Source organism: Lysinibacillus sp. BSL11 (genome assembly GCF_052928325.1).
The window spans coordinates 267,694-281,395 of record NZ_JAVGCX010000003.1; the positions used below are offsets into that span (position 1 = coordinate 267,694).

Annotated in this window: 13 protein-coding genes; 8 read left to right on the plus strand and 5 right to left on the minus strand. The window is 36.8% G+C overall.

What is annotated here, in order from left to right; all coding sequences use genetic code 11:
* The first annotated feature begins 14 nt into the window (after window positions 1-14).
* Window positions 15-578: a DUF5366 family protein gene (locus RCJ95_RS05600; RefSeq protein ID WP_004228386.1), complete on the plus strand. Its 564-nt coding sequence runs from the start codon at window positions 15-17 to the stop codon at window positions 576-578.
* A 306-nt stretch (window positions 579-884) separates the two neighbouring features.
* On the opposite strand, the gene RCJ95_RS05605 is transcribed toward RCJ95_RS05600, so the two are convergent.
* Window positions 885-2,735: a transglycosylase domain-containing protein gene (locus tag RCJ95_RS05605; RefSeq protein ID WP_446722009.1), complete on the minus strand. Its 1,851-nt coding sequence runs from the start codon at window positions 2,733-2,735 to the stop codon at window positions 885-887.
* 237 nt (window positions 2,736-2,972) lie between these two features.
* Between RCJ95_RS05605 and RCJ95_RS05610 the strand changes: the two genes are divergently transcribed.
* Window positions 2,973-3,560 (plus strand): peptidylprolyl isomerase, encoded by a 588-nt coding sequence (locus tag RCJ95_RS05610; RefSeq protein WP_004228389.1) that lies wholly within the window; start codon window positions 2,973-2,975, stop codon window positions 3,558-3,560.
* 22 nt (window positions 3,561-3,582) lie between these two features.
* On the plus strand, window positions 3,583-3,795 hold the full coding sequence (locus tag RCJ95_RS05615; RefSeq protein WP_004228391.1) for a hypothetical protein: 213 nt from the start codon (window positions 3,583-3,585) through the stop codon (window positions 3,793-3,795).
* Between the two features lie 50 nt (window positions 3,796-3,845).
* Here the strand turns inward: RCJ95_RS05615 and RCJ95_RS05620 are convergent, their stop codons facing one another.
* Both RCJ95_RS05620 and RCJ95_RS05625 read right to left on the minus strand, forming a co-directional pair.
* On the minus strand, window positions 3,846-5,273 hold the full coding sequence (locus RCJ95_RS05620; RefSeq protein WP_446722010.1) for a hypothetical protein: 1,428 nt from the start codon (window positions 5,271-5,273) through the stop codon (window positions 3,846-3,848).
* 109 nt (window positions 5,274-5,382) lie between these two features.
* Window positions 5,383-6,555, minus strand: coding sequence for a MalY/PatB family protein (locus tag RCJ95_RS05625; RefSeq protein ID WP_257520408.1), 1,173 nt, complete (start codon window positions 6,553-6,555; stop codon window positions 5,383-5,385).
* A 73-nt stretch (window positions 6,556-6,628) separates the two neighbouring features.
* Between RCJ95_RS05625 and RCJ95_RS05630 the strand changes: the two genes are divergently transcribed.
* Window positions 6,629-6,889: a DUF1871 family protein gene (locus tag RCJ95_RS05630; RefSeq protein WP_004228396.1), complete on the plus strand. Its 261-nt coding sequence runs from the start codon at window positions 6,629-6,631 to the stop codon at window positions 6,887-6,889.
* Window positions 6,890-6,965: 76 nt separating this feature from the next.
* Here RCJ95_RS05630 and RCJ95_RS05635 read toward each other — a convergent pair whose 3' ends face one another.
* Window positions 6,966-8,306, minus strand: coding sequence for a sodium-dependent transporter (locus tag RCJ95_RS05635; RefSeq protein WP_274770016.1), 1,341 nt, complete (start codon window positions 8,304-8,306; stop codon window positions 6,966-6,968).
* A 199-nt stretch (window positions 8,307-8,505) separates the two neighbouring features.
* Between RCJ95_RS05635 and RCJ95_RS05640 the strand changes: the two genes are divergently transcribed.
* The 3 genes from RCJ95_RS05640 (at window position 8,506) to yugI (ending at window position 11,139) form a co-directional block, all read left to right on the plus strand.
* Window positions 8,506-9,054, plus strand: coding sequence for an RNA polymerase sigma factor (locus RCJ95_RS05640; RefSeq protein ID WP_004228406.1), 549 nt, complete (start codon window positions 8,506-8,508; stop codon window positions 9,052-9,054).
* Window positions 9,047-10,678, plus strand: coding sequence for a hypothetical protein (locus RCJ95_RS05645; RefSeq protein WP_257520406.1), 1,632 nt, complete (start codon window positions 9,047-9,049; stop codon window positions 10,676-10,678). Before RCJ95_RS05640 ends, RCJ95_RS05645 begins: the two co-directional genes overlap by 8 nt.
* Before the next feature lie 83 nt (window positions 10,679-10,761).
* The gene (gene yugI / locus RCJ95_RS05650; RefSeq protein ID WP_004228409.1) at window positions 10,762-11,139 is read left to right on the plus strand and encodes a S1 domain-containing post-transcriptional regulator GSP13; all 378 of its coding nucleotides are present in this window, start codon (window positions 10,762-10,764) and stop codon (window positions 11,137-11,139) included.
* A gap of 41 nt (window positions 11,140-11,180) precedes the next feature.
* Here the strand turns inward: yugI and RCJ95_RS05655 are convergent, their stop codons facing one another.
* Window positions 11,181-12,488, minus strand: a complete 1,308-nt coding sequence (locus RCJ95_RS05655; protein WP_221681303.1) for a sigma 54-interacting transcriptional regulator — start codon at window positions 12,486-12,488, stop codon at window positions 11,181-11,183.
* Between the two features lie 145 nt (window positions 12,489-12,633).
* Here RCJ95_RS05655 and RCJ95_RS05660 point away from each other — a divergent pair.
* A partial coding sequence (locus RCJ95_RS05660) for an aldehyde dehydrogenase family protein (RefSeq protein WP_446722011.1) occupies window positions 12,634-13,702 on the plus strand: 1,069 nt, incomplete at its 3' end.

Below are 13,702 nucleotides of genomic sequence, written 5' to 3' on the forward strand. Positions count from 1 at the left end.
GAAAAAAATTTTTTATGAAGAACCCATATATCTATGGTTATCTACCATTAATTACAATTTTATTGTTTAGTTTGACATTTGGGATGTATGCTGTTGGTAAATCTTTGCAGATTTTTCAAGCCATCGGTGTGTATTCAGGAATGCGAGAGTTTTTATCAGATTTTGAATTACGTGTATTTCTTCTTATCGTCTTTGCCATTGTTTTTTTTATGTTATTTTCTGCTCTTAAACTTGTAGGCGAAACTATTCATGAAGTAGGAATGCTGTTCTTTTCAAAGGACAACGAAGGAGCCACAGTTAGTCAGGCTCGAGGTGGCTATATTATTTTATTTGTAGGTGCTATGTGTTCTGCATTTGCCATCCAATTTATTTATGTTTTAATAGGTATTTTTGTCATAACGATATTTACCTACTTTATTTATCTGATTTATAAAATGAGCCATTTTATATCAATGGGTGGCACAATCGGACTATTAATCTTTGAGCTTTTTATGTGGACGATTCTTTTAACATTAATTGTTTATGTCGTATTAAAGCTATATAATGGCATTTTGGCAAGTTTGCCATTTGCAAATTAATACATACTATTAAAATAGTGCTCTTAATAATAGAAAAAGCGAGGAGTTGATTTCCGTTATGCCAGCGTCCTTTCCAAGGGGCGTCCGATGAGCCGCTTCACTCACTTACGTTCGCTCCAGGGTCTCCTCCGAGGCCCTGTACGGAGCGGTAGCGGAGGAAGCGGCTCGGTGCTCGCCCACAGGAAAGCAAGTAGCCTGTAACGGAAAACCATTTACACCTTTCATAAAAATTTTATTGATGGTTTTGTTTTTTAACACTTTGAAAAGGTAGTAGTCGATTGAGACTACTACCTTTTGCATGTTTCACTACTCAAGCAACACATTAAATAATTGATGATGAATTTTGTACTCTTCTAATTGCTGCATCGATTGAGGTTTATCATACCCTAGCCATACAGCAGCAGTATATTCATTATTGAGTCCAGCAAGCCAGTAGTCACGATAGTCATTCGTTGTCCCTGTTTTTGCACCAACGTAGCTGCTGTTACTATAGACACCTTGACCCGTACCGTTTGCTACAACATCCGCAAGGAGTTCACGCATGTATTTTACTGTTTTAGGAGACCAAATTTGTTCACGCTGTGAATCCCAACTATAAAGCTCTGTTCCATCTATTGCTGTGACTTTGCGAATACTATGAGCAAGTACATAAGAGCCATCAATAAAACTAGTATAAGCATCTGCTAGTTCTAATGCTGTTACACCATAGGTTAGTCCTCCTAATGATGCGGCATAATTATAATCTTTCTCTACAATCGAGCGGAAGTGAAAGCGATTAAGGTAATGAAAGGCTGTCTCGACGCCAACGGTTTGAAAGAGACGAAGTGCTGATGTATTATAGCTATGTCGAAAAGCAGTACGAATTGACACATCACCATACGTATAGCCCCCATAGTTTTGTGGACAAAACGAGCCCACACAATAACGCCCACCATTGACAATCGAATCAGGTGTATGAGATGTTGTTTCGAAGAATGGTGCATAGACTGCCAGAGGCTTAAAAGCTGAGCCTGGCTGACGTGTTCCTTGGAATGCACGATGGAAATCAAATTTTTCATAGTTTTTTCCTGCATACAGACTGACTATTTCTCTTGATTGGTTTTCAATGGCTGCACCTGCTGCTTGCAATGGGCTAGTACCTAAAATAGCTGACATTTTTTCCTCATCATGCTGCTGTTTAGTAGGATCAAGTGCTGTGTGAATGATGAGTCCATTTTGAAATAAAGTATTGAGTCGATTGTCTAATTGTGCTTTAATTTTTTTCTTTTCTTCCTCATTATCTGTAGAGCTTAGTCGATCCGCATAACCTTCTTTTTCTGCAATAAGCCATTTTAGCTCTTGAAGAACATAAGTGCTATACATTGGATAACTTTGAATTTTATCTTTCACATTTAATGTAATGGGATCAGCTTTATAGTCTTTTACCTCTTCCTCTGTAATAGCCCCATTTGCTGCAAGGGTATCTAACAAACGCTCTTGCCTTGCTTTAGTTTGATCATAATTCTTTAAAGGATTATAAAGGGAAGGGTTATTTGGGATAGCAGCAATGAAGGCTATTTCAGCTATGGATAATTCTTGGAGTGGCTTTTGAAAATAATAGGTGGCTGCTCCGCCAATGCCATAGACTTGATTACTGAAATAGGACTCATTTAGGTACATCGTTAAAATGGCTTCTTTATCAAATTCTTTTTCTAATTCGTATGCATAAAAAAGCTCTGTTAATTTTCGTTCATATGTTTTTTCTTCAGATAAATAACGCATTCGAACAAGTTGTTGTGTGATTGTACTACCACCTTGAGAGGTTGTGTTGCTATTTGAATTGGCTACAACTGCACGAATAATCGCACTTAAATCAAAGCCAATATGCGTATAAAAATCAGCATCCTCACTGGTAATGAATATTTCCTGGGCAATTTGTGGAATTTCCTGTAAACTTAGTGGCTGCCGCCATTCGACATATTCCTCACTAAATGTTTGCCCATTTCGATCAATAAGGGTAACAGGTAGCTGGGCCTCTACCTCAGGTAAATGTATAGCATTAGTCATTTGTTCCTCATGTGCTTGTGCAATATTGATTTCTGTTTTAATGTTTGTGCTAATCCACCATAAAGCAGGAAGGGATAGTACTATAATAAAAAAACCAAAAGCCTTTTTCATGTGTGCCTCCACTCTTTCTATAAATCCTTCATCAGAATAACATATTTTGGATTGATTCCAAATACTCGCTCAGACCTATTTACATAGTTTTAAAAATGGATAGTAAAAGTGCAAAAATCGTCAATACTTAGATGGAGAAAACCAGTAGGAAGTATGTTAGACTAAAATGAGGTCAGAAAAGGTGCAAGGGCATCTTTTTCATTGAAACTGAAATTTATCATTAAAGGAGAGACTTCCATGTTTCCACAGTTAACAACAGACGTACAAGCAGGCGAAGTGCTTGTAGAAATGAACACAACATTAGGTGCTATCAAAATTAAATTATTCCCAGAGCACGCACCGAAAACGGTTGAGAATTTTTTAGGTCATGCTAAATCAGGCTACTATAACGGCATTATTTTCCACCGTGTTATTCAAGACTTTATGATCCAAGGTGGCGACCCAACTGGTACTGGTATGGGCGGAGAATCAATTTGGGGTAATTCCTTTGAAGATGAGTTCTCAGAGCAATTGTTTAACCTACGTGGAGCGCTTTCAATGGCAAATGCAGGTCCAAACACAAATGGTTCTCAATTCTTTATTGTACAAATGAAGCACCTTCCAAGTGATATGCTTCGTCAATTACAAGGGGCGGGCTTCCCTGAAGAGATCATCGAAGCTTATGCTCAAAATGGTGGTACACCTTGGTTAGACCATAAACACACAGTATTCGGTCATGTAGTAGAAGGTATGGACATTGTGGATAAAATTGCAGATGTGGAAAAAGATTTCCGTGACAAGCCATTAGAAGATGTGAAAATTGAGTCAATTACAGTCTTTGAATAATACGTATAAGGACGTGTAGAACATGCAGAACTTTATGTATCAATTTTTATATTTCCCAGAAGATAAATCAGGTTATATTCCAGCAGCATTTGAATTTTTAATTATGCTTATTTTATGTATTATCGTGTTTACGCTTTTCAGAAAAATTTCTAAGAAACAAGAATTAAAATCAAAAGAAATTGAAGCACGTATTTTAGCAGAAAAGAAAAACACAAACAATCAACAGAATATATAAGAAAAAGAATCCGCTTGCCACAGAGGGCGAGCAGATTCTTTTTTATTGTATCAATTTTTTTTAAAGCGTCGGATAGTATTTTGCAGGGCCTTGACGGCAGTGAAACAAACCAGTACAAGTGACAAGCCAATCCCACTCAATGCAGTAATAAAGGCTACCCATTCAAAGAGTGTATAACTACCGATGCTATCGAAATCACTGCTATCTTTCCAACCTTCAATGACTAAGTTCATCCCATAAATGCCCGATACCACTGTAAAGACTGTTAAAATAAATAGTAAATTATTACTTCGATTATCGGATTGATCTTCCTGTGTTCGATACAAACTATTCAATGTTTCTTTCGTTTCTAAATAATGTTCATTTATACGGAAGAACTTTCGTAACAATTGAGCAATTTCTCTGCCTTCTGTTCGTACGATGACTTCTTCAAAATAATAGCGTGCAGAAAATTTTGTAATCAGCTCGATTAGTTCATTGACAACCTGTTTATCTTTGCCCCACTTTATTTCACTATACTCATAGGAAAGCTTTAAAAGCATCATTTTATAAAAATAATGAATGAACAAATTGTAATAGTGCGTACCCATAAATTCTTGAATACTATGTGTACATTTGGCAAACGGCCTATTTGTAATCGTTATTTGTGCTTGTGATGAGGTGATAATATAACTGTTAGGAGCCCAACGTGTATGGGCATGCTCTTGTACATAATTAGAGATATATGGAGGATTAGTGCTAGAAATAAAAGGTTTGCCAGCAGGAGTCCTACCGTCTACTTGCCCTAATCGAAATAAATGCTCGGGTATAATTTTAGCTTCTTCCTCTGCAATTAAATAAGCTGAGGCAAACATTCGCTCATCTTCAAAGAAAGGTAAGCCTTCATAGCTATGGTCTTGTTGATGTAATAGAAAGGGTTTTAAATAAGGTATAAAATACTTAAATAATAATTCACTCGTAGAAGAACAATGACCAAATGAAAAATGATGACTTGCACCTTTCTCCTCTCTTAGTTTAGCCTCTAATACTCTAAAATAGTGAATAAAATTTAATATATCACTTAGATCATGTGATTGATCTATAATATTTGTTCTTACTGTTATAATCCCATTCCCAAAAGGACATAATGTCACATCAATACTCATCACTTCGTAATCATAATTGATTTGACTTTCTTGAAGATGTAAGGTGCCTTGTGTATAAAAAGCTTTCGAAAAACGAATAAAGTCAGGGTTATTCATATCGTTCGGAAATAACTTATCCTCCAAAAAAGGATAGAAAAATTGGGCAAGTTCCTCATGTATAATCGTCATATCACCATAAAAAGCGTCTTCAAGCGATGTATTTTTTAAGGTGAAAAAGGAAAAGCCCTCGTTTAGTAGTACATCACTGATTTTTTGACGATTTTTTTCGGAATAGGCGAAGGGAAATAGGAATGTCATATAAGCACGTTTAATCGTTAATGGGACAATGTCCATGTAAAATCACCTCTTTATAAATCCGATTGATAAGAACCTTTTCCACAAAATTTTGATTTTAAACATAGAAAAAGGATATCTCCAAGGGAGAGATATCCTTTCAACCATTTTATTGCGCAAAGACCTTTTTAAAACGCTCGACTCCATCCTTCACAGTATCAAATGAACAAGCAACATTCATACGTAGGAAGCCACGACCTTCTTCTCCGTATTTTGTACCTGGTTCTAGAGCAAGCTTTCCGATTTCAAGTAAGCGGTTCATGATCTCCTTCTCTTCAAGCGCTAGCTCTCGGTAATCAATCCAGATTAAATAAGTGGATTGAGGAATCGTAACACGAATACCTGGAATCTGCTCTAACTCAGCTTTCACATATTCCATATTGGCAGAAATATAAGGGAGTAATTCATCTAACCAAGGAGCCCCTTCTGTGTATGCTGCATGAAGGGCAACGGAGGCAAATGTATTTAATGAGCCTTGACCACTTGCCATATTGATGGCCTCTAGCTTCAAGCGTTTTTTCTTATCTGTTACGATCATATATGAAACTTGAATTCCTGCTAAGTTAAATGTTTTTGTAGGAGCCATACACGTAACAATGCGATTGATTTCATCACCTGCAACTTTAGCTAAAGGAATATGTTTATCCCCATTGATCATTAAATCAGCATGGATTTCATCAGAGATAATAATGACATCATATTTAGCACAAAGTCGTACAATTTCCTTTAAAGTAGCTTCATCCCATACATAGCCTCCTGGATTATGCGGGTTACATAGTATGTAAGCTTTCACATCTTGAGCTAATGCCTGCTCGAAGGCTTCAAAATCATAGACAAACAACCCGTCTTTTTCTGTTAATGGACAGCTCACAACTTCACGACCATTACTTTTTGGTATGTTAAAGAATGGCGGATAAACTGGAGGTGAAATGAGTACTTTGTCACCAGGGTTAGTTAGGGCAACAACGCTGTTAGCTAATGCAGCCACCACACCATTACAGAATAGGATGGCTTCTTTCTCAATGTGCCAGTTATGGCGAGTATTTTGCCAGTCTATAATGGATTGAATCGCTTCTTCACTCATATAACTATAGCCAAAAATAGTATGTTCAGCATGTTGTTGTAAAGCCTTTGAAACGGCTATTGGAGCAGCAAAATCCATATCGGCTACCCACATTGGCAAGATATCTGAGGCATCGTTTAGGCCATAAACCTTTTCCATTGCGTCCCATTTGACAGAGTTTGTACATCGACGTTTGATAGTTTGATCAAAAATAGACAAGTAAAATCACTCTTTTCTTTTTTTTTTACTATGGTATCATACGAGTATGATCAAAGGATAATAGGTGAGTATTTTGGAAAATATAAAAATGAATCAAGCAGCTGTCCATCTGCTAGAGGAGTGGGATCCATTCCACTTAGGTCCAGACCATTATGATACAGAAACAGCAGATGTAGTTGCAGCACTGCAAGGGATTGATGATCCATCAACACTTGCAAAAGTTATTCAAGAAACATATGAGCATTCGTTTGAGCAATGGATACCGTTTGAAGATTGTGTAGCCATTTCTTACAAACTAATTGCCATTAAATTTGAAGCGAAATGTATTATTTAAAATATTTTGCATATTCCTTATAAAAAAGGGGTTGTCAATGGACAACCTCTTTTTTAATGTATCATGAGGCTAATACTTATTTAAATAAAGGCAAAATCCCCTGGATGAAAATAATAAAAATGGCGAGTGGGGAGACGTAGCGAATTAAAATGTACCAAATATTAAACAAGAAGCTAGACGCAGCTAATTCTTTACGTGAAATATCCCTTGTATAATAATAACCTGCAAAAATTGAAATCAACATAGCTCCAATCGGCATACCGATGCTATTAGTCATAAAATCAACAAAGTCAAAAATAGAGCGATCTACTATTTTTATATCTGCTAATATACCAAATGAAAGGGCACTTGGAATACCAAAGATGAAAATAATGATTCCACCAATCCAAGCAATTTTTCTGCGTTTTTCTGTTTTATCACCAATTGCGATTGCCACGACTATTTCTAACATGGAAATGGAAGAAGTGACTGTAGCAAAAAGCAATAGAATGAAGAAGATTATTAAGAATAAGCCACCAAGAGGTAACTGCTCGAATACAGCTGGCAAAATAATGAATACTAAGCCTGGCCCTTGATCAGGCGTATAACCAAGCGCAAACACTGCTGGGAAAATAACAAGTCCTGCAAGTAAAGAGATAATAATATTCATAGATGCTACATTAATCGCAGAGTTACCAATCTTCTCTGTTTTAGATAAATAGGAAGCATATGTAATCATAACCGCAATACCTACACTTAATGAGAAGAAAGCTTGTCCTAAGGCCATTAAAAATGTTTCAGCATTCAAATAGGACCAATCAGGTACAAACATAAATTTAACGCCTTCCATAGCCCCGTCTAAAGTTAGAGAGCGAATAACTAGGACAATAAAGAAAATAAAGAGGAGAGGCATCATCCATGTGCTGGCTTTTTCAATTCCACCCTTAATACCTGCTGACACAATGACCACTGTTAATAACATAAATAGTCCCTGTACAAGTACTGCTTCAAAAGGGCTTGAAATAATATTGCCAAATAAATCAGCGTAGTTGATATCAGAGCCAGCATTCGTTAGCTTAAATGTAAAGGCACGACCCAAGTAGCTTAAAATCCATCCACCAACAACGCTGTAGAATGATAAGATAAGACCTGCGATTACCATACCGCCCCAGCCAATCAAATACCATGGCTTTCCTGGCGCTTGTTCCTTAAAGGAAGTGACAGCATCCTTTTGACCTCGACGACCAATCATGAACTCAGCAATGAGGACGGGTAAGCCAATAAAGAAAGTACATAAAATAAATAATAAAATAAAGACACTACCGCCATTCGTACCCGCCATATAGGGGAATTTCCAAATGGCTCCTAACCCTATAGCACTTCCTGCGGCAGCTAAAATAAACCCAATTTTTGTTGTAAATTGATCCCTCGAAGACACGAAAATAAATCCTCCTTATACTAAAGTATTATTTTACCTCAATATTCTCATAACACAAGCAAATATCAGAAAATTGATGATAGCAAGAAAGACATTTGAAGGAGTAAAAATATAGAGAGATGACATATGAGGAAGGACATTTAAATTATGTAACAATTAGGTAGAATGCTTCGTTTCATTATTAAAAGGGGGGGTAGCTATGACGGAGGTTGAACTAATAGCAAGGGCTCAGCAAGGAGATAAAGATGCCTATATCGAGCTTATCCGTATACATCAGCAAACCGTTGAAAAGTTTGCCTTTCAATGTGGCGTACATACAAATGATTTAGCTGATGTTTCACAGGAGGTATTTGTTAAACTGTATCGCTTTTTACACCAATTTAAACAGGATCGATTTACCACGTGGCTCTATAAAATCACATTAAATGCTACGCGTGATTATTATCGTAAGGAACAACGGCAGCAGGCTAAAGAGGACAAGCTACAAGCCCAACAGCAAAAGACTCATTCATCTGCTGAAGAGGATGTTCTTTTGTTTGAAGAGGACAGGCATCTACATCGTGCTATTCAGGTCCTTGACGAAAAATACCGTTATCCTCTCGTGTTGTATTACTTCCACGAATTAAAATACGAAGAAATCGCTGAGGTCTTAAATATTTCGTTATCGACGGTGAAAGTGCGATTATTACGAGCAAAGGAAAAGCTAAAGGCAGCATTAATGCAAGATGGGAGTGTTGAAAATGGATGATAAGCAATTTGACCAACGTATGGCACTACTGAAAAAATCCTATGAACGAATGGAACCAAAGCTTGATCCACAACGTGTTCTTCATCAAATTGAAGCTGAGGATAATGTAAGGGAGTCTCTAGAAAGTATGAATCCAGTTCGAAAGCCTTCTGCAAGATGGCAAAAATCGGCTGTATGGATCGCGAGTATTGCCAGTGTGCTTTTGGTAGGTATTCTAATTTCATCTTATATGTTCCATCCTTCAGCACTCGTTCATTCAGATGAAGAAAAAATAGAAAGCAACTATGAAGATTGGTTTTCTAGATTTCAAAAGAAGTATCATGAAAAACGTGAAAAAACACGCCTTGAGCTCAATATACCTGAGGAAAATTTTAAGAAACTAACATTTGTTGTATCTGCTGATTATAAATACAATGATAAAGCTAAAAATAAAAAAATAGTACTAAATAAAATGGCTTATGATCCTAAATATTTAACACAGTTAGAGCAAGAGATACTAGACAGTTTGCAAACACCTCGAGAGCTGATAGAGCGGATTGAAACGTACGAAAATCCGATGTCATTTGCCGAGTCTAGATATTTCTTTAGCATATATTACCCAACAAAAGATGTTTTGCAATATTATACAAATGAACTTTCCCAATATAATAAAGTACTGTCACAAAAAAAGAAAGATTATCCTAAAGAACTAAATCAATTAATTGCAACGGCAAAAAAACAATATTTTGAGTTGTCTTATGATGGGCAAAACTATAGTTTTAGAACGAATCCGATTTTTATGAAAGATGCACCAGTATCCATTGACCGTCTTCATCCTGATATATTAGGTTATTTTAAATATTTGGCTACAGGCTCTTTATTCAATGGTGAGGATTTACGTTTTTCTGCAGAAGAATCTGCTCGTATTTTAAAATTATACGAAAGAACATTAGTTAACGATTTATCAAATTCATACCTCGATTTCCAATTGCGAAATTTAAACAAAGAGTTTGAAAATACGTGGCTTGTACTTTTGAAAGGTGATGACAAAACTAGATACTCACCAGAACATATAGAGCTATTAAATGATACGGCTAATGGGAAGTATGGGGAATCGATGCGTTTGACCGCACAATTCATCCTCGAAGAATTTAAGAGAGAAGGAACATCCAAAACCATAGACAAACTAACAAGACAGGATATTAGGATGGAGCTTTCATATTTGAGTAATGAAGTCTATATAGAAATATATGATGGTTCAACAGGTTTACAAATTGATAACCGTTGGATTATCCAAACGGAAGGTTTATACAACGCGTATGTGTCAAGTAAAGATGATACCATCCTAGATTCATTAAACCCAATGAATGTTGTGAGCCTATTCTTATATGCACAAGGAAAAGGCGATCAAGAAACAGTAAAACAGTTAGTGTCTCAAGCTGTAGATGTGGATAAATTGGTTCAATTTGATGGTATGCAACATTTTACAGTTCTATATGCAACAGATACATCCCAAACAACCATTAAAGTAGGTGTTAAACCAGAATCCATTCAAATGATTGGCCAGCGCTTAACCTTCCAATTAGGTACAGTGACTACAGGAAAAGGTGAAAAACGTTACATCATTACAGCCATTGCCGAATAAGGAGATTTTTTGCCCCGTTTTTACACGTATGTTATAATTTAAGCGATATATACGTAGCAAACAAGAGAAAGTGGGCAAAGGTTATGGTAAAAAAATATGAATTAGGAGACGTGTTGACCGGAAAAGTTACAGGTATTCAACCATACGGTGCATTTGTTGCACTAGATGACAATACGCAAGGCCTTGTGCATATTTCGGAAATCACATACGGCTTTGTGAAGGACGTTAGTGAATTTTTAGCTGTTGGGCAAGAAGTTGAAGTCAAGATTCTTGAGATCGATGAAGAGGCCGAAAAAATTAGTTTATCGATGAGAGCGCTACAGGATCGCCCAGCAACAGTAAGAAAAAAAGATGCACCACCACGTAAATCATTGCAGGACCGTGTAGATGAATCGGATGCCAATGGTTTTAATTCCTTAAAAGATAAATTGCAGGACTGGATTGAACAATCTGGTCAATAAAGAAACGAGGATGCTTTCGAATGAAAGGATCCTCGTTTTTTCTATTGTTTTTTTATTTTACGGATTCGATATTGTAGGTTTTGTCTGCTCATACCAAGTGCATTTGCTGCCTTTGTTATATTGCCCTCATATAAATTTAAGACATTTTGCACATAATATGATTCGGCTTCACGCAAATAGGCATCGAGTGGCATGACATTGTGATTTTGATGGAACATAAAAAATTCTGGTTCACGATTATTTGTATCTTGCTGTTGCACTTTGAAGCGGAAATGTAAAGGTAATAAATCTGAGGTAACAGTGGATTCCGTTGTCATAAATGAAACAATTTCATCCAATAGTAGCTCAAGCTCTTTTAGATTTCCTGGCCAATCATATTGTAAAAATAATTCCTGTACATCTGGTGCAAGTTCAGTGACTTGTGAGGCAAATCGTTCTCGATGTCGACTAAAATAATCTTCTACAAATGGAAGAATGTCTTCTTTTCGATCCGTTAAATTGGGAATAGTAATAGCCATTGTTGCAAAGAAATAATATAGAGATTTTGACAGCTTCTTTTCGGCAATCAATGTAATGGGATCACTGCCCACACTGCCAATTAGCATATATTTGGACTGTGGAAGTGAATGTAGTATATCTAAAAGTTGCTCTTGAATGTCTAAGCTTAAAAAATCTATACGTTCGAAGAAGAAGGTGTAATCTTTATCTTCTTCTAATAATTGCTGTAATTTATCAAGCACCGATTGAGCTGAACGGCGACTAACGAGTGTCACAAAGGCATCAGGATCAGGTGAAGCTGCGTGGTGAATTCCCTCTGCTACTAAATCTTTCCCTGTGCCAGATTCACCAATTAATAATACTGGTAATTTTACAGCAGCTGCTTTTTTAGCGTTGTCAATAACCTGCTTCATTGATTCAGAATCAGCTTTAATCATATCAAATGTTAATGGTTCATCGTACCTACGAAGGGGCTGATAAACAAGCTTTTCCAGTGAAGTAATATCACGTGCAAATTCGATTGCTCCAATCAGTTTGCCTTCAACAAAAAGTGGAAAAGTATCATTAATTGTTGTAATTTCATGACCATTTTTATTCCAGTAGGATTGTTTAACATTCATTTCTTTTTTTCCTGTTTGTAAAACACGCATTAACGTACTTTCATGTTGACGGAAGGAAAACATTTCAATAATGGAACGATCCGCAAGTTCATCAAAATGAAATCCTTCAATTTCTTTCATTTTCGTATTGTAAATAATCGTTTTGCCAGATAGGTCTACTGCATGAATACCAACGGATACATTTGTTGCAATAAACTCATAAAAAGGTAGTAAAGGTTCAGAATTTTTCATAAAAAAGTGCACCTCAAAAATTTTTTACTTGAAATATGCAACGAAATTTTGCATTATAATAAGTGTAAGAATATTTTATACGCAAAGATATTTTGCGTCAATGTTTTTTGCATACCCAAACACATCTCACAAGGGAGGATTAAGTATGATTCCATACAAACACGAACCATTCACAGATTTTTCACAAGAGGCAAACTACAATGCTTATGTAGAGGCTTTAAATAAAGTTGAAGGTTACTTAGGTCAAGACTACCCACTAATTATCGGTGGCGAACGTATTACAACAGAAGACAAAATCGTTTCGTACAATCCTGCAAAGAAAACAGAAGTCATTGGTCGCGTTTCGAAAGCAAGCAAAGATTTAGCTGAAAAAGCGATGCAAGCGGCAGATGAAACATTCAAAACGTGGAAAAAAGTTGATCCAGCCATTCGTGCAGACGTTCTTTTCAAAGCGGCAGCGATTATCCGCCGTCGTAAACATGAATTCTCAGCTTTATTAACAAAAGAAGCTGGGAAACCATGGGCAGAGGCTGATGCAGATACTGCAGAAGCAATCGACTTCATGGAATACTATGGTCGCCAAATGCTACGCATTAAAAACGGTCAGCCAGTCGAAAGCCGTCCAGGTGAATACAATCGTTATGACTACATTCCATTAGGAATCGGTATTGTCATTTCTCCTTGGAACTTCCCATTTGCAATCATGGCTGGTACAACAGTAGCTGCTTTAGTAACAGGGAACACAGTGTTATTAAAACCAGCTTCCACGACGCCAGTTATAGCCTATAAATTTATCGAAGTATTAGAAGAAGCTGGTCTTCCAGCAGGTGCGGTAAACTTCGTACCAGGTTCTGGTGCTGAAGTAGGTGACTACTTAGTCGATCATCCAAAAACACGCTTCATCAGCTTCACAGGTTCACGTGATGTCGGCTTACGTATCAACCAACGTGCATCTGTGCTAAATGAAGGCCAAATTTGGATTAAACGTGTCATCGCTGAAATGGGCGGTAAAGATACAATCGTAGTGGATAAAGAAGCAGATTTAGAATTAGCTGCACAATCGATCGTGAAATCAGCATTTGGTTTTTCAGGTCAAAAATGTTCAGCATGTTCTCGTGCTGTCATCGTAGAAGATGTATATGAGCAAGTGGTAAATCGCGTAGAAGAGTTAACAAACGCTTTAACAGTGGGTGACCCAACTGATTACAGCAACT